25 protein-coding genes are annotated in these 20,225 nt (G+C 50.8%); 9 read left to right on the top strand and 16 right to left on the bottom strand.

Going from position 1 to position 20,225, the window contains the following annotated elements; translation table 11 throughout:
- Window positions 1-10 precede the first annotated feature (10 nt).
- From ACYVI1_RS17765 to ACYVI1_RS17705, 13 genes are all read right to left on the bottom strand, one after another.
- Window positions 11-1,072: a hypothetical protein gene (locus tag ACYVI1_RS17765; protein ID WP_460912081.1), complete on the bottom strand. Its 1,062-nt coding sequence runs from the start codon at window positions 1,070-1,072 to the stop codon at window positions 11-13.
- Window positions 1,073-1,161: 89 nt separating this feature from the next.
- On the bottom strand, window positions 1,162-1,500 hold the full coding sequence (locus ACYVI1_RS17760) for a hypothetical protein (RefSeq protein WP_460912080.1): 339 nt from the start codon (window positions 1,498-1,500) through the stop codon (window positions 1,162-1,164).
- A gap of 90 nt (window positions 1,501-1,590) precedes the next feature.
- On the bottom strand, window positions 1,591-2,625 hold the full coding sequence (locus ACYVI1_RS17755; protein ID WP_460912079.1) for a hypothetical protein: 1,035 nt from the start codon (window positions 2,623-2,625) through the stop codon (window positions 1,591-1,593).
- Between the two features lie 76 nt (window positions 2,626-2,701).
- Entirely contained in the window at window positions 2,702-3,589 is an 888-nt protein-coding gene (locus tag ACYVI1_RS17750) for a hypothetical protein (RefSeq protein ID WP_460912078.1), read from the bottom strand.
- Window positions 3,590-3,648: 59 nt separating this feature from the next.
- Complete coding sequence (locus ACYVI1_RS17745) at window positions 3,649-4,296, bottom strand: hypothetical protein (RefSeq protein ID WP_460912077.1); 648 nt, start codon at window positions 4,294-4,296, stop codon at window positions 3,649-3,651.
- Window positions 4,238-6,010: a hypothetical protein gene (locus ACYVI1_RS17740; protein ID WP_460912076.1), complete on the bottom strand. Its 1,773-nt coding sequence runs from the start codon at window positions 6,008-6,010 to the stop codon at window positions 4,238-4,240. The genes ACYVI1_RS17745 and ACYVI1_RS17740 overlap by 59 nt, the downstream gene beginning before the upstream one ends.
- Complete coding sequence (locus ACYVI1_RS17735) at window positions 5,934-6,179, bottom strand: hypothetical protein (RefSeq protein ID WP_460912075.1); 246 nt, start codon at window positions 6,177-6,179, stop codon at window positions 5,934-5,936. The genes ACYVI1_RS17740 and ACYVI1_RS17735 overlap by 77 nt, the downstream gene beginning before the upstream one ends.
- 8 nt (window positions 6,180-6,187) lie before the next feature.
- The gene (locus ACYVI1_RS17730) at window positions 6,188-6,838 is read right to left on the bottom strand and encodes a hypothetical protein (RefSeq protein WP_460912074.1); all 651 of its coding nucleotides are present in this window, start codon (window positions 6,836-6,838) and stop codon (window positions 6,188-6,190) included.
- A 204-nt stretch (window positions 6,839-7,042) separates the two neighbouring features.
- Window positions 7,043-8,308: a PBSX family phage terminase large subunit gene (locus ACYVI1_RS17725; protein WP_460912073.1), complete on the bottom strand. Its 1,266-nt coding sequence runs from the start codon at window positions 8,306-8,308 to the stop codon at window positions 7,043-7,045.
- A gap of 8 nt (window positions 8,309-8,316) precedes the next feature.
- On the bottom strand, window positions 8,317-8,577 hold the full coding sequence (locus tag ACYVI1_RS17720; protein WP_460912072.1) for a hypothetical protein: 261 nt from the start codon (window positions 8,575-8,577) through the stop codon (window positions 8,317-8,319).
- A gap of 177 nt (window positions 8,578-8,754) precedes the next feature.
- On the bottom strand, window positions 8,755-9,183 hold the full coding sequence (locus ACYVI1_RS17715; protein WP_460912071.1) for a hypothetical protein: 429 nt from the start codon (window positions 9,181-9,183) through the stop codon (window positions 8,755-8,757).
- 146 nt (window positions 9,184-9,329) lie between these two features.
- Window positions 9,330-10,025: a hypothetical protein gene (locus ACYVI1_RS17710; RefSeq protein WP_460912070.1), complete on the bottom strand. Its 696-nt coding sequence runs from the start codon at window positions 10,023-10,025 to the stop codon at window positions 9,330-9,332.
- Window positions 10,025-10,489, bottom strand: coding sequence for a hypothetical protein (locus tag ACYVI1_RS17705; RefSeq protein ID WP_460912069.1), 465 nt, complete (start codon window positions 10,487-10,489; stop codon window positions 10,025-10,027). Before ACYVI1_RS17705 ends, ACYVI1_RS17710 begins: the two co-directional genes overlap by 1 nt.
- A gap of 138 nt (window positions 10,490-10,627) precedes the next feature.
- Between ACYVI1_RS17705 and ACYVI1_RS17700 the strand changes: the two genes are divergently transcribed.
- From ACYVI1_RS17700 to ACYVI1_RS17675, 6 genes are read left to right on the top strand one after another with little or no spacing between them, the layout of a single operon-like run.
- Window positions 10,628-10,960 (top strand): SH3 beta-barrel fold-containing protein, encoded by a 333-nt coding sequence (locus tag ACYVI1_RS17700; RefSeq protein WP_460912068.1) that lies wholly within the window; start codon window positions 10,628-10,630, stop codon window positions 10,958-10,960.
- 14 nt (window positions 10,961-10,974) lie between these two features.
- On the top strand, window positions 10,975-11,223 hold the full coding sequence (locus ACYVI1_RS17695; protein WP_460912067.1) for a hypothetical protein: 249 nt from the start codon (window positions 10,975-10,977) through the stop codon (window positions 11,221-11,223).
- Between the two features lie 46 nt (window positions 11,224-11,269).
- Entirely contained in the window at window positions 11,270-11,470 is a 201-nt protein-coding gene (locus ACYVI1_RS17690) for a hypothetical protein (protein ID WP_460912066.1), read from the top strand.
- Window positions 11,471-11,482: 12 nt separating this feature from the next.
- Window positions 11,483-11,974, top strand: a complete 492-nt coding sequence (locus tag ACYVI1_RS17685) for a Rad52/Rad22 family DNA repair protein (protein ID WP_460912065.1) — start codon at window positions 11,483-11,485, stop codon at window positions 11,972-11,974.
- 31 nt (window positions 11,975-12,005) lie between these two features.
- Complete coding sequence (locus ACYVI1_RS17680) at window positions 12,006-12,356, top strand: hypothetical protein (RefSeq protein WP_460912064.1); 351 nt, start codon at window positions 12,006-12,008, stop codon at window positions 12,354-12,356.
- Window positions 12,353-14,002 carry a DNA cytosine methyltransferase gene (locus ACYVI1_RS17675; protein WP_460912063.1) on the top strand — a complete coding sequence of 550 codons (1,650 nt, stop codon included), beginning with the start codon at window positions 12,353-12,355 and terminating at the stop codon, window positions 14,000-14,002. The genes ACYVI1_RS17680 and ACYVI1_RS17675 overlap by 4 nt, the downstream gene beginning before the upstream one ends.
- Here the strand turns inward: ACYVI1_RS17675 and ACYVI1_RS17670 are convergent.
- Entirely contained in the window at window positions 13,995-14,288 is a 294-nt protein-coding gene (locus ACYVI1_RS17670; protein WP_460912062.1) for a hypothetical protein, read from the bottom strand. The genes ACYVI1_RS17675 and ACYVI1_RS17670 overlap by 8 nt on opposite strands.
- A gap of 119 nt (window positions 14,289-14,407) precedes the next feature.
- Here ACYVI1_RS17670 and ACYVI1_RS17665 point away from each other — a divergent pair, with 119 nt between their 5' ends.
- Together ACYVI1_RS17665 and ACYVI1_RS17660 are read left to right on the top strand one after the other, a co-directional pair.
- Window positions 14,408-14,581: a hypothetical protein gene (locus ACYVI1_RS17665; RefSeq protein WP_460912061.1), complete on the top strand. Its 174-nt coding sequence runs from the start codon at window positions 14,408-14,410 to the stop codon at window positions 14,579-14,581.
- Window positions 14,582-15,030: 449 nt separating this feature from the next.
- Window positions 15,031-16,263, top strand: coding sequence for an alpha/beta hydrolase family protein (locus ACYVI1_RS17660; RefSeq protein ID WP_460912060.1), 1,233 nt, complete (start codon window positions 15,031-15,033; stop codon window positions 16,261-16,263).
- 208 nt (window positions 16,264-16,471) lie between these two features.
- Here the strand turns inward: ACYVI1_RS17660 and ACYVI1_RS17655 are convergent, their stop codons facing one another.
- Together ACYVI1_RS17655 and ACYVI1_RS17650 are read right to left on the bottom strand one after the other, a co-directional pair.
- On the bottom strand, window positions 16,472-16,684 hold the full coding sequence (locus ACYVI1_RS17655) for a hypothetical protein (protein ID WP_460912059.1): 213 nt from the start codon (window positions 16,682-16,684) through the stop codon (window positions 16,472-16,474).
- 104 nt (window positions 16,685-16,788) lie between these two features.
- The gene (locus tag ACYVI1_RS17650; protein WP_460912058.1) at window positions 16,789-17,994 is read right to left on the bottom strand and encodes a tyrosine-type recombinase/integrase; all 1,206 of its coding nucleotides are present in this window, start codon (window positions 17,992-17,994) and stop codon (window positions 16,789-16,791) included.
- 537 nt (window positions 17,995-18,531) lie between these two features.
- Between ACYVI1_RS17650 and ACYVI1_RS17645 the strand changes: the two genes are divergently transcribed.
- Complete coding sequence (locus ACYVI1_RS17645) at window positions 18,532-19,929, top strand: tyrosine-type recombinase/integrase (protein WP_460912057.1); 1,398 nt, start codon at window positions 18,532-18,534, stop codon at window positions 19,927-19,929.
- Window positions 19,930-20,225: the final 296 nt, after the last annotated feature.

Here is a 20,225-nt window from a genome sequence, read left to right as displayed (position 1 = left end):
GTTTGCAGAATTAAATGCTACTCCAGCTTATTTCATCCGCCTGATTTACGTCGATGGCTACCGATGCTTCGGCCTGCATCGCTTTGACGAGGGACGCCAACGCACGCTCATACAGCACTGGCACCCGGTTTGCATTGTCTTTATCAGTCAGGGCGAATAACGCTCCCTGAATTGCATCCTCGGTATCGGGATTCTTCCGGGTCGAATAGGCAATTTTTTCCAGAAACGTCATGGCCATTTGTTGGCGTAGCAAGGGGAGTAGCCGTTTCGGATTATCGACGAGCCGCCCCGAAACGTCGCCTTCCGCCGAAAAGACGAGATTCAGGCCGTAATTCGTGTCTTTGGTAATCGTCGTTCCGCTACTACTGACCTTAATTGAATCAATCGCTACGTAGCTGTTCAGGCAACCCGCCCAACACCCCTGACAGCCCGACTTTGCCCTCGGCCACTGGGTGATCGTATTCCGGGCTGCATTGCTCTCGCCCAACCCGGCCTCGTCGTAGAGGAGCAAATAACCATAACCCGCTGATAACTGAATTGCGACATCCTGCCAGATGCCAGCCTCGCCAATGGAGATAGGCGTTTCTTCGCCGGTTTCTTCATTGGTCAGCGTGAGGGCGAAACCCTCGTCACACAAACCCGAAAACAGCAATCGGTCGAGCGTGACGGTCACGTCGGATTTTTGCAGGCGAAGCTGAAACCCAACTGAATTGCCCGCCTTTTCAATAACGGCCGTCGCGGCCGGAGTACCTTTGAACAACGTCGTCGGGTTTAGAAGCCGTGCCGCCAATCCCACCTCGGCGAGCCGGGTATCGAGTGTAGTGAGAAGCGAGCGGATTGCATCGTCCCGCGTTTGCTTGAGAAAGTCGCCGAAGTTGGCCAGCTTGTTGGGATAGACCGCAAAGAGTGTCGGTAGCTGCAGGAGTTCGTGGCACTGGTCCACCGTCAGCCCGGTCGAGGTTTTCTTTAACTCATCGGTCAAACCGTAATTGTTGGCATCGGCGGGGTTGAACGTATTGGCCCGAAACCCAATCATGGGCTGCAAGCGGGTAAGTAGTTTGTCAGTCAGCATGATTGGCGATGAGGTTAAACAAAACGCCCGCCAGCGTTGGCAGGCGGGCGTTTTGCAACAGTATGAATAATCAGGCAATAGTAACTGATTTAGAACGGCGTCGCTTTGAGCGATAGGACTTTCAACGAGTCGCTACTCGCGACGCCGACGATTCTAATGCTGTTGACGGGACCGGCCCAGATACGCTGTCGGCTGTGGGCTTCGACAAGCACCGCCGAACCGCCTGAAAATCCTTTCGTCTGGACAATCAGCGTGCCTTTTTTGAAGGTATAGGCGACCTTTTTCACCGAATCCTGCACCTCAACCGCGTTGGTCGAATACACGATTCGATTCGCGGAAGGTAACAGGGTCGTTTGGGCGTTGGCGTCGGGCTGCGCGAGAACCAGACTAAGCAGTACGCCAATGGCGAGAATAAGGAATGATTTCATTTTCCTGAAAACGGTTTATGAGGGAACAAATCAAGAAGTTATAAAATGGGCCCCGATGGTGGTTACTTAGCCACCATCGGGGCCCAATCCTTATACCGCGTCGGCGAGAACTTTCACGACGGGCGATTTACCCGCTTCCGACGAGTACGCCTTGATGGGGGCGATGTCCACAAACAACGACCACGCATCAGCGTAGGCACGCTCCAGACCGGGCAGAATGGCTGATTTGTCCTGTGCTTCGCCCCGGTACATGAACCCGAACGTTAGGCTGAATTTCTCACCCCCAAGGGCGGTAAATTCGAGCGTCATCGTATCGTAGTACAACCCACCGTCATACGAGCCACGCCCGCCCGGTTTGCGGCAATCGTATTCAACCCAATCCACCATCGCCAGCGAGCCGGTTGGTACGGCGTAGTAGACCTCGTTCGACGTGCCTGGATTCAGGTTCTTGCTGTAGCCGAACTCGTAGTTCTGAATCAGCTTCTGCCGGTTCTGGTCGTTGTACGTGCCGTGGATCGATAACTCCGTCAGGTTGGCCAGGGCTTCGATGTTACTCAGCATGTGGTACGGCCCGTCGAGTTCCAGATTTCGCATGACGGCGGGCAAATTGACCCAGATGTCTTTCTGCGTGGTCAGGTAGGCACCCCCCGAGATGGCCATGAGCGTACTCGCGGGTAAGGCTGAATACTTCCCTAATTCGAGGAACGTGGCGAAATCCGCGTCAATGGCTTTCAAGACGTCGCGAATGCCCTGTTCAAGCTGGTTCGCTAAATCAGCCTGGGCCGTGATGTAGTTATCGGCGTTGATGGACTCAACGACGCCCACGTCAAAGCCGTAGCTTTTCCAGTTCAGCCCAACCTTTGCGCTGGTCGAACCCATGGGCGTGATGTTCACCGACCGCGTGTCGCGAACGACCGTCTGCTGACGGTTCAACACGACGATGTTTGTTTGGCGCCGAGCCGAGGCCCGGTTTTTCTTCATCGTTCCCGCGTCGATGAGGTTATCACCGTACTTGTTGAAGGCGCCAACGACGCCCAAATCGGGCCGACGTTTCTCAAAATTCATAAATCGGTCCCGCGCCATGAGTACGGCGTTTTCGAGAACTGTTCCGGCAATAGCAGCCATTTTTGATAGGAGGTGAAATTGTGAGACATGGCCTTGCTGTGCGTAGTCTCATTCACCCTGCTCACTCGGAGCGGCACTAACTTTTTTTAACGTAAGTCCCCTCCTCGGTTTTGATGTACCCGGCTGCCAAATGCGCTTTGGTGTACAGGTCAGCCCATTTATCACTACCGAACGGAATCATCATTTCGGCGAGTTTGGTCCGAATGTCTTCGGTCGTTGCGCCTAAATAATCCGCGTTCCCGTTGGGGTTGGGGGTATCCGTACCACCCGAACCGGCTCCGCCCTGGGAGTGACCCTTCGGCTGGAGTTCGTTGGCGAAGTCGCGGGCGGCTATGGCGTCGGCTGTCATTGGCTCGCCATTTAACGTCTGCGCTTCTCCCTTTTTGTTACTAAAAATAAGCCTGCCCTGATCATCGTAGGATGGCGTGTACCGTGCGGTAAAGATGTCGGCGGCATCCTCAGCCTTTTGTTTGAGAAACGACGCTTTGTCGTCGTCTTTTTTTAAATGGCTGGGCGTCGCAAACTGTAAGCCTTTAATGGCATTAGTCACCTGGTTCTCCACTTTCGCTTTAAACAGTTCTTTCTTTTCGGTGGCCCGCTCCGTCTTTAGATCGTCCAACTCTTTTTTAAGTCCTTTGTAAAGCGGTGATTCGTGGTCAACTCCTTCACCATCCAGATACTTGATTTTGGCCGATAACTCGTCGAACCATTCAAGTCCCTTTTTGCCTTCCGGCCGCTTCTGACCCGTCACTTTCTCAATCTTGGCTTCCCAATCCGAATGGTTTTTTTTCGTGGCCTCGTCAATGGCTTTCTGAGTGGTTGTCTTGTACTCATCCAGCGTCGTGACGACCATTTTTTTTCCATCCGTCAGATGCTTGATTGCATCGGCTTCGTGTTTCTCCAACACGGTTCCGAGTAGTTCGGGGGTCTCGGCTAATCCAGCCTGAAATTCTTCGTAAGTCATTGCGTGCGTTGCCTTGCTAAGCGTGTTTAGTTTCCGATGAAAATACTACAGTTCGTTGGTTAATCCTGAACCGTATCGGTTTGACCGGGCTTGTGCCATACCTCAACCGTGATGCCTTCGCGGGCAAAACCGGGCTTCTTGGGATCGCCGTGATTGAGCCGCTCGAAATCTTCTTTCGAGTAAATGGCAATCTCGTTGACGTTCCGGGCGGGAACCGTCACCGCGTCGCCTTCCTCGGTCGTCTTCCTGTAGGTCTGCCGAACCACGACCCCGTTCAGGGCTTCTTCCTCCAGCGGGAACTGACGGTCTTTATCTTTCTTGAGAAAGACTTTCTTTTTGAACGTGTTGTCAACGAAACTGATAATGCGGGCCGCTTCCTTATCCACTTTGGCCTCAACTGTCTCCGTTTTTTTGAACACTTTCGTAACTAAGCTCGCGATGTCGTCGATGGACATATCGGGATTGGCTTCCCGAACGGCGGCTATCGCTTTAGCGATGCGCTGTTCTTCGGTTTCGCCGGTTGCCGTAGCCTCGTCTTTGATGGCTTCGATGGGCGGTTTTGGCCCCGCATTTAGGTTGGCCTCGGCTGCGAGCGCGGCTCGTTCGGCGGCTTTCTGGGCGTTAATCAAGGCAATTCCCGTCAGGGGTTTACCGTGGCTGTCCAGGAATTGTTGTTGGTTCTGGGACTTCTCGTCTGGATTTTCCATCGTTTACGTATTGGTATAAAATTTGGGTGATGTTGCTTAAGCGGGTCGGCAAGGGCTTTCCTTTACCGAATAGGTCGAGACCCATGTTCTCGGTCTCAAACCGGGCAATGTACTGACTGAAATTAGCCTTTAATTCCCACGCGTCCGAACCCACTGGAACCAGAGCGAGGGGCAAATCAGGGTAAGGCTCGAGCTGGGCGAGCATGTCCAGCCGGGTCATTTTCGCTTCGTTGGCGCCAGCGAGTAGCTTATCAATCCGCTCTCGACGAATGGCAAGCTGATACATGGGCAGGTTCGCTTTGCGGGCTGCGTCGTAATCCGCGATGGCCTGCGCGGGATTCAACAAATGAAACTCGGTCCCGTAGTCAACCGCGAGCGAGATAAACGACGGGCCGTAGCGAAGCGAAAACAGGACCGACAGGCATTCGGCGTGGGTCTGTTGCAAATGGGACGCCCAATACGACAAAATGGCTTTTCGTGACTCGAACCGGGCTTGCACCTGGTCGGCGTTCACGGCATCTTTGGTTTGGTCGACGTTGTTGCTGTCGCCGGTCAAGGCCTCGAGAATGTCTTTTTTCAGGGCGTCAAGCTTCTCGACGTTGTAGTCGAGCAGGGTGCGGTCAGCGTTGATGAAGCCAGCCGGTGTACTCAGATTGGCCGACAGGTTATCGACCGGGGGCGGCACTTCTAACCATGAACCGGGTCCAATGGGCTTTTTCTTCGCACAAACCGGGCAAGGGGCCGAAACCCGGCAATCAGAGCCGTTTTCATCCTTACTCGGAACGGTAATCAGGCCATTGTTACAACTCGATTCGCGGTCGGGCGTTTCGTAGCCACACCGGGTTTTGAAACTCCACAGAATGGGAAATGAAGCGTACAAATCGACGTGCTGACGAAAGACGTTGCCGATAACCAAATCGTCGAGGTCCGAGAATATGGCGTGTAACGGTGACTGAATGCGGAGCGGCTTGTTTTCGTCGAGCCTATCGTGCCATATCCAGTTGGCCGGGCAACGGCCCAACTCGTGGTAATTGGTAAACTGAACAGTGGCGCCATTCTGACCGTCGCGCTCAATCAGTACACGATACGATTCATCGTCGAGAACCGCCCATCGCTTCGCGGTAATTTTCTGGCCGGTCTCGTCGCGTAATGGGGAAATCGGGTAGATAACCGCCGTCACGTCCCCGCGTTTGTCGGTAAACAGGTCGGTCAACCCGCCCACTTCGCGAAGTAGCAGTTCGGGGGTAGCGAAGCCGGTGAGGTTGGGTTCGGCGGGTAAATCAACAATCCAGATGGCGGCTGACGCCCGTAAACACTGATTAAACAGGTTTTTGGTTAGCCAGTCGTCGAACTTGATAGCGTCTAAGAATTCCGATGCGTCGGCCTTCAGATTGTCAGAACTAAACTCAAAATCGACGTAGCGATCCTCGGCGTTAAAGGCTTTGGCGTATTCATCGGCTCCTTTGTCAATCAGACGTGAGGAGGGTAGGGGGTAATTGAGTAGCGAGCAAAACCGTTTGAACTTCTCCTCATTGTTCAGAATCCCGCTTACCCTTGCTTTCAAAACAGCGGCATACGGCCCGGCGTCCGTTTCGTCGGTCGCCGGGCCGGTATGGAACCGTTGCCGGTCATTATCCTCACTCGCCCGCTTTAGAGCCTTTGCGTTTACCGGCGTTAGTATCGACTGAATCGCCTGGCTGTCCGTTATCGGCATTGGGAGTTGGGGGGTCTGTTTGGGCCTCGTCTTCGGCTTCAACGTAGTCCGTAAGTCCGGTACGTTGTTGAAGGTCTAAAATTCGTTTGGCCTGTTTTTTGGGGAATTCGACGGGTTCTTTCTCCTTTCCTCGTAACAGAAAGGTGGTTGCTGCATCATTGGAATCCATGTTCTCGCTTACGGAGCGGGGTTAGTTAGGACCGCTCCCTCGAAAGCAAGTTCATAGATTTTCTGCTCATCCGACCATCCCCCCTCTAAGTGGAACTCGAACGCATACTTATCGGGTGCCCCTAAACCGCCCTTCTCGGCATCGCCGATAAAGATGTTAAAGCAGGGAATGGCCCGAACGATGGTGGGCGCTCCGGCCGATGGTTCGCGGCCTGTGATGCCGGTGCCTTCGTGAACCAGAAAACAGCCCACCCGCGTACCCTGCTGGAAATTGCCCGATTTAGCAGCCAGTTTTCGCATGGCCTTGAGTTGGAGCGGGTCGGCGGCTACAATCATCCCCGAGGCTTTGGCGAAACTGGTGGACAGCAAACGAGGAACCCCGTTATACGTGGTTGTATCGTTACCGCCTTCGGTCAGGGGCGTCGTTCCCTCGATCTTGAAATTGTCAATGAAGGGCGTGACCGCGTGGGTTTTGGCGACATCAGCGAGAAAGGCAATCCAGGCGGCTGAGGTTAGGAACGTCGTTGTCGTGAGGGTAAAGTCAGCGAGGGCTACGAAAATGACCTTGACGACGTTACCGGGCACAATATCGACGCCCGTATTTGGCGACCCCTGAACGACGCCGGTTTGGTTGGCGGCTTCATACAAACGTTTTGGCATTGCTATAATTGGGAATTGGTGACTGGCTGAGGCAGTCATACCCTGACGCGGGTGCGTCTATAGCGTGTGTGTGCAGTCTGTGCAGTCTGGAGTCTTACTGTGTAGGAAAAGGGCGGGCGACAAATTGGCCGTCGTTAACCAATAGTGTCGGGCCGCCGTGACACACACAAGCAAGGCAGATTGCGAATTGAAGATAAGGAGCGGCTATGTATGCTCAATGGGTCCACCGCCCCAGGGGTCGGTAATCTCCCCGTAGCGTAGACCGTCCATCGCGTGATTGTTCTTATCTTCAGGCTCATCTGTCGGCTCTTTATTTTTGTCAAGCTGCCAGCGATACTCCTGATACTCCAGCGCAATGTTTTTCGACTCCTCGGTATAGAAGAACTGAAGCCCCTGCATGGTCTTAATGCCGTACCGAACCGAATCGGCTCCTTTGCGGGCGGCAATGACGTTGAAGCCCTTCGACCGCAGGAGGGAAATAGATTTAGGTTCAGCAGAATCGGCAATGATGGGCCGCGAGCCGACCCGAAACGCCTTGAGCCGACGCATCAATTCCTCGTCCGAAACCTCTGTTTCGTAGATTAACTCTTTGGCATACCGGCGTTTGTTGTGCCGTTTGACTTCCGTGAGAGCAAGCGGATCATTACTGAACCCGAAATCGAGGGTGTAATAAGACGAGTAGGGCAACGCGTTAAATTCGGCGTTGGTCATCGGTTTCCAGCCTCGGTAAATCCGGCCTTTGGCCCCCTCGCTGATTAAACCCCGAACGACAGTCCAGTACCATTCGGGGTTGGTGAAGCGGTAACTCTCAAACTTATCAATCGTCGATTGCGCGACGTTTTTAATGTTATCGTGGTAGGTCGAAAAGATTGATAGGAAATTCGGGCGGGAAATCGGTTGGGCGACGTAGTAACCCGTTACGCGTGAGTCGGTGAGGGTGTAATTTTCCTGAATGAGCCAGTGGTTTTTCTTGGGCGGGTTGAAAATCCGAAAGACGCGAAGCGGTGATTTGGTCGTCCGCAGCGAATCGTCAAGCTGGTTAAAGTCGTCTTTTTCGACCTCCTCGGTTTCTTCGATGAAAATATGCGTCGCTCCGGCAATCGACTTCATTTTGGCGGTCTGTGCGCCCGACGATTTTTTAAACCCGCGTGACTGTAAGGTGTTGCCAGAGGGAATGTGAACAATCGACATCGCGTTCGTATTGATGCGGTAGTCGGAACGTCGGAGCAATCCCTTAGCCTCGCGCTCGTCCATGCGGTCCATCACGTCACGCCAAAGCGATACGCGAATGTCGCCCTGAATGTAGCGCATCAGGTAGCCGCGAAAGTAATCGGGCTGGGAGAGGTAAAACAGCGCGTAATCGGTCGCGGCATGGGAGCCACCGCGCGAGCGACCGCCCCACAGGTCGATGTACCGAACTTCGGGGGGTAAGTTGTAGAGGGGCGCGTAGATGGGGGAACAGAAAACCACTCCTTAAGTTACTTGCGAGCGGTCGAATACCGGGCTTTACGAGACTCGTCGGGTTTGAGGTGGCGACCCCGTCGTGAGGGATGGGGCCGATCAATCGGATTGTTACCGATTTGGCCGACCTGACGCCCGAAGTTGGTAAGTTCCTCGGAGTGAATCTTGAGAGTAGAATAGCGAATGTGCATGACGTATAGTCTACCCGTCAGTGGGCAGTGCCATGTACTGCAACCGCCAACAGGGTAAAGCGGAACCGGCCATTCTTGCTCTCTCATGCGTCGGGGTTGCTTATTCATCGTTAGAAAGCAGACAGTAGACGAAAACGACAATAAGAAGGCCGCACCATTCGCCCCTTTCTTCAGCGGTAATCGAATCAAGCGTTCCGATTACGTAAATCATGATCGCCAACACAGCGAGAATCAGTAGTTTATTAAGGAACCAGATAATAGCTTTCATTTGTCGGGGTTGCTATAATCTTCATCAGGTGCGGGGATACGATGCCCGCCCGTCGTGTCAATGATGTACACCGTACTCTGCGCTTTCTGATCAATCTGGACCGGCCCGCCGTCTTCGCCGACAAGCGGCTGCATCGGGGCACCATAGGCCGAATCCATCAACGCCTTATACGCGGCTGTGTCCTGGTGGATAACCGCCCGGTGTACCTGCATGAGCGTAATGAGTTCCTCGGCGGTCAGGTACTCATCAATCTGGGGGTACGATTTGAGGAGTTCAATCATGGTGTCGGCTTCCACTTCCATGCGTAAGGCCAATACCTGACGGGCGACGTATGACCGTTGGGGACCGTGCGTTTTGCGGTCGTCAGCCGGTTGATAGTCGCTCGAAAATTGCTTGCCCGATGTGTTGCCGTTTTTGAATGGCATGTCGTGATCGTGTCGTGATGTTGATTAAAACGGAACCGGATTGGCCACGTTGAATGCCTCTCGACGAATCGTCTCGGCTCGGCGCTGGGCGGCTGCTGAGGGTGTACCGCGCCCGGCAGTAAACGCGTTACGTTCGCGAAAGCGATTTATGGATTTGTAGGAGCCTGAACCGTTTGCCATAAGTTGGAGTGCCTTGCGGATTTGTTGATCGTTTTGAAATATTTAATCAGTCGGTCAATGCCGGGAACGACGAAAGTATACAGGGCTTCGCTGTTCTCAATCATAACGTGTTCCATCGAACCCGACGAGCGAAAGTTAGCCGATCCGTGCATACAGATGAATTTACCACCATCCGTTTTAAAAAACGTCAGCTTGTCATGCGTACCACATGCGCCGAGTTGAAACCGATTATCCCGGTCTAATTCCTGATAGGTGTACGGGATGAGTTTACCCGGTCGGTTTTCGTGGGTGTAGAACTGGTCCGAAACAAGCAAATCAATCGAATCAACGAAACCGCCGTCGAGCAGGGTTCGCAAACTATCGACGTTATTCTGTGAGTAGGAGTAGGTCGATATGATGAGCCGTTCCGTGTGAATGTTATAGGTCGTGAACAGAGCCTCGATCAAATCCCCAAAAATGAATCTACCCGATAGACGCGCGTACATGCGTGGGCAGTCGTTGAGGTTAACCGCTCTGGCCAGGTCGAGGGCTTTTTCGTAATCGCCGAAGGTGTCGGGCACCTCGGGGGCGGGAAAAACGGGCAGGTACCGGGCCTCGGTCGGAGCCAGGTCAACGCCGAGGTGTTTCGGAGTAAGCTGCGTTTCGATTCGGAGTTTGAGCATCAGCCTTTCGTAGTCTTCTGGTCCTTGACGATCCGGTAGAACGGATTAGTATATACGGCGGGGTCGAGACCGAGTTCGGCGGCTGTGGTCGGGTAACTCGCGACGGGGAAATAAATCACATCGCCGGGGCCGTGACCGAGCGCGCGCATGGCCGTCTGCACAAACCCTTTGTCGCACACAGTCGCGCCGGTGATGCCGAATTTTCCTTTCGCGATGACATTGAGCCAGTGACCGTTTTTATCGACGCGGGTCAGGTAGGCATGGGCGTTGAAGTTGACGAACGCGACGCGTTTGCTTTTGTCGTAGTCGAGCAGTTCGAGCAGTCCTTTGGTGAAGCCGATTTCGCCTTTATTGAAGCGAAACGAGAGTTTGGGTTCGGAGATTCGGCGGGGAACCGTATCGGAATGAAACACAAAGGGGGCGGCTGATTGCTCAGCAAACAGGGCCGGAATAGGCTTGCTCATGGGCGGTAGGAAATACAATTGGTGAGTGTGCCTACAAGTATACCAAAAGTTGCGTTAAAAAATCTCTTTTTTTATCACAATTGTTTTCTTTTTATGTGTAATTGTGATATATTTGTCACAGTTAAAACAATTACACACATGAAAACGACTATCAAATTTACCAACCCCGACCGCGCCGAAATTCTTCGCATGGCGTGGCAACTCATCAAAAAAGCGGGTTTATCGTTCGGCGAAGCCCTCAAACGGGCGTGGGCAACGGTTCGCCTGAAAGCCCAAATGCTGGTCAAACCCGTCTCTTTTTTCTACTACAAAGACGATGGTAGCGAGCGTTTCGCGGTGGGATACTATGGGGCGGCTCCCGAAACCAAGAGCGATGCCAAACCAAGCGGCACCCTGCTCGCCATTCGCTACTACGATACACTGGTTCAGGGTTGGCGTTCGTTCCGCGCTGATCGGCTCATTCTCGACTAATCCTATCTATCGCTATGAACTTTTTACCCTTTCCGCATCAGGTCGGGCGCATCCAGACCCTTCGGCTCTCTCACGCGGTCGAAGTGACAATCACCGATGCGCCCGATGCGCTGTATGACCTATTGGCGACTGACCCACGCAATGGGCAATCGAGGCTTTTGCCGGGCAATGACCTTGAGGCCACAATACTCATGCTGACGATGCTGCAAGTCGTAGCTACCCGGCAGAAACAGGAGGTTGTCCGTGCGTTACCGATGAATTAATCAACCGGCCCGGCTCATAACCGGGCCTTAAACTCAAATGTCAAGTATGGAAGAACAACAAGCCCCTACCAATGATGGCGATAACGCTTTTGCCAGCGATTGGCAATCCGGCCTAACCAAACGCGAATACTTCGCGGCTCAGGCTCTTACTGGCCTACTGGCTAATTCAGCCTATACCAAAAAGGAAACGGCTACAACTAAAGCCGTCGAATACGCTGACGCACTAATCGAAGCCCTCAACAAATAACCCCTTACCTCAATGAATTTAGACGTACTAATGGCCCCACTTTCTGTTCAGGAAATCGAATGGCGAATGCAGAGCCAGACCAAAGACGGGCAAAAAATTATCGTTGTGCCCTATATCACGAATCGCTGTGTGATGCAACGATTCGACGATCAGTTCGGTTGGGCGGGCTGGCAGAATGAGATTAAGGAAATCGAGGGCGGTTTCCTCTGCACCATTACCGCCGTGCTACCCGGTGGCGAGATTGTTCGCAAAACCGACGGTGCCTCACGAACGAACATCGAGCCGGTCAAGGGCGGTATCAGCGATGCCATGAAACGTTGCGCTGTTCAGTTCGGATTAGGCCGGGCCTTGTACGACTTCCCTAAAGTCATGATTGAAACGACTGACAAATACATTCCCAACTGGGCAACGCCCCTGCTCGATAAGATGGTCGAGAAACTCAACGCTGGCGGTGCCGTGCGTGACGTGGTGGTCTTGAAAGTGGAACACGCCAAAAAGTCTTAATTATTCACAGCCCGTTCACTTCTGGCTAAGCGTGAACGGGCTTACTCTGTTGACCGATGAACCAAAAACCGCCCAACCGGAACGAGCAATGACGACCGACGAACTCAACACCCTCCAGCGCGGTACGCCTGTGTATCTGCCCACCGATACCGCTCACGTCATGACCTGGCTATTCGATGCCCGGATCGGCACGACGAACTACTACACCTTCACCTACCCACCCGATGCGGACGGCGTAGTCAGCAACAAACGCCCGGTCTATTTTCATGCGCTCGATCTGCTGGGCGCAACCCTTGATGAACAAGCCGCGTGGCTGGCTGTGGCAGAGAGTCTGGAGGAGCGGAAACAATGGATTTATAAAACGAAACTCGTACAAGTATGATTACCATAAAAGATATGTTTTGCGGCATGGGTGGCAGTTCACAGGGTGCTCGCAAAGTGGCCGGTGTTCACGTTCAATATGCCCTCAATCACTGGAAACTCGCCATTGAAACGCACAACACGAACCATCCCGACACGCATCACGATTGCGCCGACATCTCCGAAACGCATCCCGCCCGCTATCAGCGAACGACGATGCTTATCGCGTCGCCTGAGTGTACCAATCACAGTCTGGCCAAGGGACAAAAGCGAAAGAACCTCCACCAACAGGACATCTTTCAAAATAAGGCATTCGATGCCTCGGCGGTTCGGAGTCGCGCAACCATGTGGGACGTTCCCCGCTTTGCTGAGGTTCACAAATACGAGAACGTCATCGTGGAAAACGTGGTCGATGTGCGGATGTGGGTCATGTTCGACGCCTGGCTGAAAGCCATGCACGCACTCGGTTATTTACACGAATGCGTCTACATGAATGCGATGTTCGCACATGGCGAGGGAATCACCGGGTTTGCTCCCCAGAGCCGCGACCGGATTTATATTGTTTTCTGGAAAAAGGGCAATAAGAAACCCGACCTCGACATCAGGCCGAAAGCGCCCTGCCCTCGCTGCGGAACCGTCGAAGCCGTGCAAACGTGGAAAAACGGACGCCGGGCCGGTAAGTACAAAACTCAGTACATCTACCGTTGCTCGGTTTGTGCCGCTCCCGTCGTGCCGTTTTACTATGCTGCACTCAACGCCCTCGACCTGACTTACCCAATGATTCGGATTGGCGACCGGCATTTGTTTAAGAAAAAACCGCTTACGCCAAATACCCTCAAGCGTATTCAATTCGGCCTTGACAAATTCGGCAACCAACCGACGATTCTGGACCAGCGAAACCAGCACGGTAGTTTAGAAAGTCGCATTCGGGGAGCCGAAACCGACCCGCTCAACACGCAATCGACGGGATACAGCAGCTACCTTTTTGCGCCATTCCTGTTTCAATCCTCGTTTACGCATTCCGCTGGCGATAGAACGAAAAGTTTGACCGATGCAATGCCAACCCAGACAACAGGTATTGATATGAATTTGGTCAGTCCTCAACCGTTTTTGGTCGCGAATCGGGCTTGTTCACCGTCTCGGGCCTTGACCGACATCATGCACACCCAGACAACGGCAAGTCAGGAAATGCTACTCGCTCCATTGGGTTCGTTCATCGTGCCGAATCGAAAAACGACCCCCGCGCGTGAGATGACCGATTCGCTGCCTACGATTACTGGACAGGGAAACAGTATGTCGCTGATTGTGCCGATTCACGGCTCGGCCAGAGCCAAACCAACCACCGAGCCGACCGATACGGTTATGACGACAGGACACAGTAGTTTGATTCTGGCACCCTATCACGGTCAGGATCAGGCGAGCCACGCGTATGAGCCGACCTCAACCATACCGACGCGGGATAGCATCGCCTTAATCGACGGACGGCCAAACATTGAGGACTGTTATTTTCGGATGCTTCAGCCGAGCGAAACAGCCAGGGCGCAAGGGTTCCCGGTCGATTACCAGATTTTGGGCAATAAGGAGCAACGTCAGAAGCAAATCGGGAATGCCAACCCACCGCCGACGATGGAACTACTTGTATCACGCTGCGTCCAATCACTTACTTAGCTTCTTTCGTCATTAACTTCACAATGTCCTCCCAGTGGTTGTGCAAAAACCAACGCAGTTGCATATTCGGTTCATCGATCTTGATGAACTCCTTGAGTAGCTCTTTATGGGTTTTTCGATTGGCCTCTTCGAGCACAAATTTCAGGCCAGAGTAAATAGCTTGTAGTTCGGTTTTAGTAAACTCGTTGCCCCATTGACGGTGTGGAATACCGGGAAACACCTCTTCAGTGGCCAGTAGCGTCATGATGTACTCTTTGAGCAGATCGGTATTTTCAGGGTCGACCATTGATGGGGTGGTTTAAGCCTACAACAATAGCCAAAATCTTGCCAATTCTTAGTGAACTTAAAAAATATATGGAAAAGTATTAATCCTTAAATACTTAACAATCAACAGATTATCATTTTATGAACCACCACGTTCACACCTCCGCTACGCAATCTATGCTCATTATCACCGTCTGCCTGCTCATCCTGACCGTTCGTCGGCTCCGGCACAGTCGCTACAGATACCGAATCACGCTGGCCGGGTTTGCCGGGTTCTGTGTGGGTGTGGTGGTGCTAATTGTTCGTCGGTTCTGAGCAATCTTATTAAAAACAAAATAATAGCCCAGTTCAATTTTGAACCGGGCTATTATTTGACGCATTGACAGTAGCAGGACAACCGCTGACTTTCGAGAAGTTTCTATATCGCTAAGAAGCTATATGCGTTTGAACAGGCCTCTCTATCTAAATACGAAATCTGGATAAAGTTTTACTAATTCTTCTATAAATCATAAGTATATTATTAATGTAAAATATATCCTAAAAAAACTTAATTAGTTAATGTAAATTTTAAATATAATAATAATTTATTTATTAAACGGTTGGTTGAGTTTGCTTACCTTTGTAAAAAATATTAATAAGTAGCTGAATAAGTGACTACTATTCACTTCTTGATTTTTTTGGTTGTTGAGCAGATAGTATACAAATACTAAGAAAACAACCCTTTAAAACAATAAACTCACGTAACTTACTTAACTCACCCCCTCATGATGTTACCCATCAAGTCAACTCTTGTATCCCTATTTACTGGCTGCACGTTACTTATAGCACCGGTCAGTTGCAAAACGTCGGAAACCAATGAGCCTGTCCCAACTGAGATTACCGTACCAAATGGCGCACGGTCAACCCAGGCCGCAACATTAGTTAGCGGTTCGCTCATTGGCGAGTATTCAGCCGCACAGTTGCGTACCCGGTTTACAGGGGCAAGCGTCAAGTACCTGCCCTTCGTTCAATATGCTATCAAAGTCTACCGGCTGGAATACAATACGACCGATACAGATGGGAAAGCTGTCAAAGCATCGGGTGCCTTGCTTGTGCCTAAATTAACAACGCCCTTACCCCTGTTAAGCACACAACATGGCACAATCATAAGCGACAATGATGCGCCGTCGTACTACAAGCCGAGCAGTGATGCCTACAACTATGGGTCAGCATTTGCCTCGCAGGGATACATTGTTGCCGCTGCGGATTATATTGGGTATGGAGTCTCAAAAAACCTCCAGCATGCCTATGAGAATCGCAATGGCTTAGCTACCGTATCGCTCGATATGCTGCGGGCTGCCCGCGAGTTTATGAGTGCCCAAAATATGAATTGGGACAAGCGGCTGTTCATTGCGGGTTATTCGGAAGGGGGTTATGCCACCCTGGCTTTACAGAAAAAAATTGAAGAAGAAACCGGCAGCGAATTTAATTTAGTAGCGTCGAGTTGTGGAGCTGGGGCCTACGACAAACCGGCCTTTATGAATCAAATCATTAATAAACCATCGCTTCCTGACCCCGGCATCAATAGGCTTTATATCTGGACATTATTGACCTATGACCGGGTTTATGGGCTGAATCGACCAATGTCGTACTACTTTAAGGAGCCTTATGCTACCCAAATCGCTGCCCAGGGCAAAGAGGCAATAATCAGGGTCAGCTTGAATACGATTCTTACCGATACGTTCAAGAGGGGCGTTAATAGCGGGACCGACAAGGCCTTTATAGCGGCTATAGAGGATAATGACATTCACGACTGGAAACCCCGGACCCCCACGCAGTTGTATCATGGCGATGCCGACGAAGTAGTGCCTTACTTCAATTCGAAAAATGCGTATGATGCCATGAGGAGCCTTGGTGCGACAAACGTTGAACTGATAACCCTGAAAGGGGCCGGTCATGGAGCGGGCGCTTCTGGTTTCACTCTGGGCACCTATACGCTCTTCGACACTATCTACTAAACGTTTTCTCACTGCGGTCGTTGCCACCTGACAAAGTCCAGTGCTTAGATGCAGAAGGGCCTCCGGCTCGGAGTCGACTCGCTCAAGAGTTCACTACGGGCCGGAGGCCCTTCTGCATACAACCCGGTGGGATGAGATACTGGGTGTTCTAATCATATGAGTTTTTATTTTAGCTTATGTAGTACATAATTATGTACGAAAAAATTGATTACAACAACTTTTGATGGAACTCCTTTCGTATTTGCATAAGCCGGTCAATCTCGGCATCCGTAAAGCTCCGTCCCTCAATGCCGAGGTGCTTCCTTCGCAACTTAGATGTCCATGTCGGCCCTCGCTTGCCGTATAATTGCTCGGCAATGTACGCTTTATTAATCCCCTCGAAATCCAGAAAAGCGGCTATTATCGCCCGAATTGTGGTCATTTTCCCCCGGTTTTCCCCCAAAATAGGAGAGTCGGACCGGGGGAATGACACACATATCAAGGCTTGTACATAATTATGTACAAGAGCTGCAAAAAAATAGCGGATTAAAGGGCTTCGGTCTCCTGATCAACTAATTCGGACGTGACCTTGACGTAATAGCGTTCGGTTACAGCGATGCTCGAATGACCCAGGATTCGCGAAACGGCGCGTATGGTGTAGCCACGCATCAGAAAAATGTACCCGGCTGTTTTCCGACCAATCTTGCAGGTAAGCCGGTGTGGAAAGTTGATCAGCACCTCGACGCCCTTCATGTAGTCGTTAATTTCTTCGGGTTCGGGTGGCTCACCGGGTGGCACGAATTGAAGCAACGCGGTTAGTTCGGGCCAGACGGGAATACGGCACTCGGCATGAGGTGTTTTGTTGCGCCGGATCAGAATGCTGGGTTTGCTATTGCCAGGCCGGTCATAGTCGCTGCGGTTCCGAACGTAGCGAACCGCATCAGGATAGTCTAAGCCAGTCAGGAAGATCAGGCCCATCCACCAGATACATTCACCGGCCTTGCCCCGATTGTCGAGTTTCCAGAATTTTTCGAGGTGGGGTTTTTCGAGAAAATACACGTCTTTGGTTTTGCTTCGGCCGAACTTATAGCCCGCAATGGGATTAAACGGAAGGGTTCGGTAATCGACGAGACTATCGAGGGAATCGCTGATTCGCTTGACGTAGCGGGTGGCGCTGTCGGCTGACATAGGGCCAGCCTTCATCAAATGAACGTGGTAGTCTTTGGCCCAACCCACGCTAACCTGATCGCTTCTCAGGTTGGTTTGTCCCTTCTCCTTGAGATAAGCTTCCAAATAGGTAAGTCCATAGGCCCATTTTTCGATGGTACTCGGAGATAGCTGGTTTTCGGTGCCCCTGTAACTGTGGAGGGTAATGAGTTGCGCCCGGTACGTATCGAGGAGGGTATTTTCTGGTTTGGCGGGTTTGGCCGGTAGGAGGGATTCGGGCGTCTCGCCGGTCTGGTATTCGCGCTGAACGGTTTTGGGTGTCGGTTCGTAGCCCGCGTCACGCTGCCGGTCGCAAATCGTTTCAAGGTCGGTGACAATCTGGCGAAGCAATTTATTGAAGTCGGTAGCTTCCTGATTGCGATCCGTTCGTTTCTGTTGCTTCTGGGTCCACACGCCACCAACAACTAACGCGGGCTTGCCCTTGACTACGGGCGAGAACAGGGAACCCTCTATTCCGTCTACACTAAGTCTGGCTAAGAGCAGGTTATAGTTCTTACGAACCGTAAATCGGACACTAATAGGCATTCTTTTTTGGTAATCATTACTAACAAGGAAAAAATATAGCCACTATTGGCGATAAAAAAAGCCGCAAAGGTTACTCATTCAGGAATTTGTTAACATCATATGATTTTATATATTTTTGTTGAATAGTTGGTGTACAAAAGATTTCCGCTACAAATGGGGAGTCGAGGGGGTTTGCAGCGCGGAAATAGCGGGAAATAAGGTGCTGGGACTCAGGGGCGGGGTTGCGATAACACAAAAACAGGCCGCTATGGGGTAGCGGCCTGTGGTAAATAAAACCTGTTGATAAGGGAGTTACGAAAAATTAGAGCGTAACTATTTGATTATCAGGCTCCCGAAGCTGGGCTCGAACCAGCGACCCTCTGATTAACAGTCATAAGTACTCGTATAGATGTCCTTATAGCTGTTTTTGTATTTCAGGCAAAATTGCTGAATATCAGTAGTTTATAAATAAGAGAAAGCTTGGTTTTATTGCTATTTATGGTCTATTCGTTATTTTTGTGGTGTCCCTTGTGGTGTCCCTAAATTAATAAATAGCTTATGCAAAAGGTAACAATTGCCCTGGTATTCGACCAAAAGAAAGTTCAGGATGTTAACCTCGGTATCATCAAAATTAGAGTGACCCATCAGCGGGAAAAACGATTCTTCACAACTGGCATTAAAGTTACTCGTTCTGACTGGCAACGCCTTGACAGAATGAAAAGTGATTTAGATAATCGCATCAAAGATGATAACTTTATCAATCTGCATCGTAGTCTTTACGGATTTAAAGACTCGCTTAACGGCTATATAGAGGGCTGGTTAGGTAAGGCTCGCAACGTAGTTGAGCAATTAGGACCAAACTTTACTTTTGATACATTCAAAGACAAGTTCGCCAATTATGGCAAAGAGGAATTACACCATGCTGATCGCGATGATGTGATTCAATCGCTACTTCGTAGGCAAGAATCAATGCAGGAACAAAAACGCGTTGGAACTGCCAGTTTATACGGCCTTGTGGCAAAATCGTTACTACGGTTTATTAATCAGTTATCTGATATAGAACGCCGGCGTATGAGCTTACCAATACTACCTAAACAACCAACGTTAGAGCAGATATCTTTGCAGTTTAAGCAAATAAATGCCGATTTTTTGAGCAGATATGAATCCTGGATGTTACATGAGGGAAAAGCATCACAAAGCTCAAATGGATTATCCCAACCGGCCTCGTTGACGACGGTAGGTATCTATTGCAGACACCTACGGGCGGTATTTAACCAAGCAAAGGACAAAGGCATTATCTCAATCCAAGAGTATCCCTTCGGGCGTAACCGATACGTTATTCCGGCTGGTCGTACTCCCAAAAAGGCGTTACCTAAGATTGATTTAGATAAAATTAAATCTTATCGACCTCAATCGGACAGCAGTGAGCAACGAGCACATGACCTCTGGCTTTTCACTTATTATTCAAGTGGCTTAAATATGGCCGACTTATGCCGTTTACGATGGCGTGATATAGATGAGTCAGCCAACTGTTTTTTCTTTGTCAGACAAAAGACAAAGCTAACCCGTAAAGGCGACCGTACTCCCATCAGAGTAACATTACGAACAGAAACATGGGCTATAATTAACCGATACGCTAACCAACAACACGACCCCGATCAGTATATATTTCCTTTTCTAAATGGTGCGGAAACAGTAAAACGAGAAAAAGATATAATCGGTCAAGTGGTGAAGCAGACTAACAAATGGATGCGCCGGATAGGCGAAAAGCTAGAAGTTGAGGGTGATTTGGTGACGTACACAGCTCGTCACAGCTTTGCTACTACTTTACTCCGTAGCGGTGCGCCGGTTGCGATGATTGGTCAGCAAATTGGCCACACACAAGGTCGCTCGACCGAACATTACCTCGGATCCTTTGAAGACGAGGATGTTCAAATCTATCTCCATAGTCTATGAATAAAGAATACAGTGAGGAGGAAGTGTCCGCACTATTCCAAAGTCGTTTAATGTCAGTGTTTTCGCTGGCAGAGCAGCACATTATCAATTGTTTAGATAAGCCGAACGATGAGCGTATTGTTGCCTTAATCAGACAAAAGAAGACTTTTTTCCAAACGAGGTTTTTAAGATACATAGTCTTAGAGGCTGTCTAAAAATTAAAAACGTCGAATCATAATACGAATCATTGCCAGTTGGATCATCGCTTCGGAGACCTTTACCGAACGTTCATAATCCACCCTTAACCGACGCTGATG

It is taken from the genome of Spirosoma areae, assembly GCF_054781775.1.
Note: the sequence above shows the minus strand (reverse complement) of the source record. Positions and strands in the feature narration are given on the sequence as shown.

Bases quoted from the DNA above. Each gene is read 5' to 3' on its own strand.
- ACYVI1_RS17740 (WP_460912076.1), bottom strand. From the start codon at position 6,010: ATGCCGATAACGGACAGCCAGGCGATTCAGTCGATACTAACGCCGGTA.
- ACYVI1_RS17765 (WP_460912081.1), bottom strand. From the start codon at position 1,072: ATGCTGACTGACAAACTACTTACCCGCTTGCAGCCCATGATTGGGTTT.
- ACYVI1_RS17730 (WP_460912074.1), bottom strand. From the start codon at position 6,838: ATGCCAAAACGTTTGTATGAAGCCGCCAACCAAACCGGCGTCGTTCAG.
- ACYVI1_RS17650 (WP_460912058.1), bottom strand. From the start codon at position 17,994: ATGCCTATTAGTGTCCGATTTACGGTTCGTAAGAACTATAACCTGCTC.
- ACYVI1_RS17715 (WP_460912071.1), bottom strand. From the start codon at position 9,183: ATGCCATTCAAAAACGGCAACACATCGGGCAAGCAATTTTCGAGCGAC.
- ACYVI1_RS17710 (WP_460912070.1), bottom strand. From the start codon at position 10,025: ATGCTCAAACTCCGAATCGAAACGCAGCTTACTCCGAAACACCTCGGC.
- ACYVI1_RS17675 (WP_460912063.1), top strand. From the start codon at position 12,353: ATGATTACCATAAAAGATATGTTTTGCGGCATGGGTGGCAGTTCACAG.
- ACYVI1_RS17760 (WP_460912080.1), bottom strand. From the start codon at position 1,500: ATGAAATCATTCCTTATTCTCGCCATTGGCGTACTGCTTAGTCTGGTT.
- ACYVI1_RS17665 (WP_460912061.1), top strand. From the start codon at position 14,408: ATGAACCACCACGTTCACACCTCCGCTACGCAATCTATGCTCATTATC.
- ACYVI1_RS17685 (WP_460912065.1), top strand. From the start codon at position 11,483: ATGAATTTAGACGTACTAATGGCCCCACTTTCTGTTCAGGAAATCGAA.
- ACYVI1_RS17705 (WP_460912069.1), bottom strand. From the start codon at position 10,489: ATGAGCAAGCCTATTCCGGCCCTGTTTGCTGAGCAATCAGCCGCCCCC.
- ACYVI1_RS17645 (WP_460912057.1), top strand. From the start codon at position 18,532: ATGCAAAAGGTAACAATTGCCCTGGTATTCGACCAAAAGAAAGTTCAG.
- ACYVI1_RS17695 (WP_460912067.1), top strand. From the start codon at position 10,975: ATGAACTTTTTACCCTTTCCGCATCAGGTCGGGCGCATCCAGACCCTT.
- ACYVI1_RS17745 (WP_460912077.1), bottom strand. From the start codon at position 4,296: ATGGAAAATCCAGACGAGAAGTCCCAGAACCAACAACAATTCCTGGAC.
- ACYVI1_RS17735 (WP_460912075.1), bottom strand. From the start codon at position 6,179: ATGGATTCCAATGATGCAGCAACCACCTTTCTGTTACGAGGAAAGGAG.
- ACYVI1_RS17700 (WP_460912068.1), top strand. From the start codon at position 10,628: ATGAAAACGACTATCAAATTTACCAACCCCGACCGCGCCGAAATTCTT.
- ACYVI1_RS17655 (WP_460912059.1), bottom strand. From the start codon at position 16,684: ATGACCACAATTCGGGCGATAATAGCCGCTTTTCTGGATTTCGAGGGG.
- ACYVI1_RS17755 (WP_460912079.1), bottom strand. From the start codon at position 2,625: ATGGCTGCTATTGCCGGAACAGTTCTCGAAAACGCCGTACTCATGGCG.
- ACYVI1_RS17720 (WP_460912072.1), bottom strand. From the start codon at position 8,577: ATGAGAGAGCAAGAATGGCCGGTTCCGCTTTACCCTGTTGGCGGTTGC.
- ACYVI1_RS17690 (WP_460912066.1), top strand. From the start codon at position 11,270: ATGGAAGAACAACAAGCCCCTACCAATGATGGCGATAACGCTTTTGCC.
- ACYVI1_RS17750 (WP_460912078.1), bottom strand. From the start codon at position 3,589: ATGACTTACGAAGAATTTCAGGCTGGATTAGCCGAGACCCCCGAACTA.
- ACYVI1_RS17670 (WP_460912062.1), bottom strand. From the start codon at position 14,288: ATGGTCGACCCTGAAAATACCGATCTGCTCAAAGAGTACATCATGACG.
- ACYVI1_RS17660 (WP_460912060.1), top strand. From the start codon at position 15,031: ATGATGTTACCCATCAAGTCAACTCTTGTATCCCTATTTACTGGCTGC.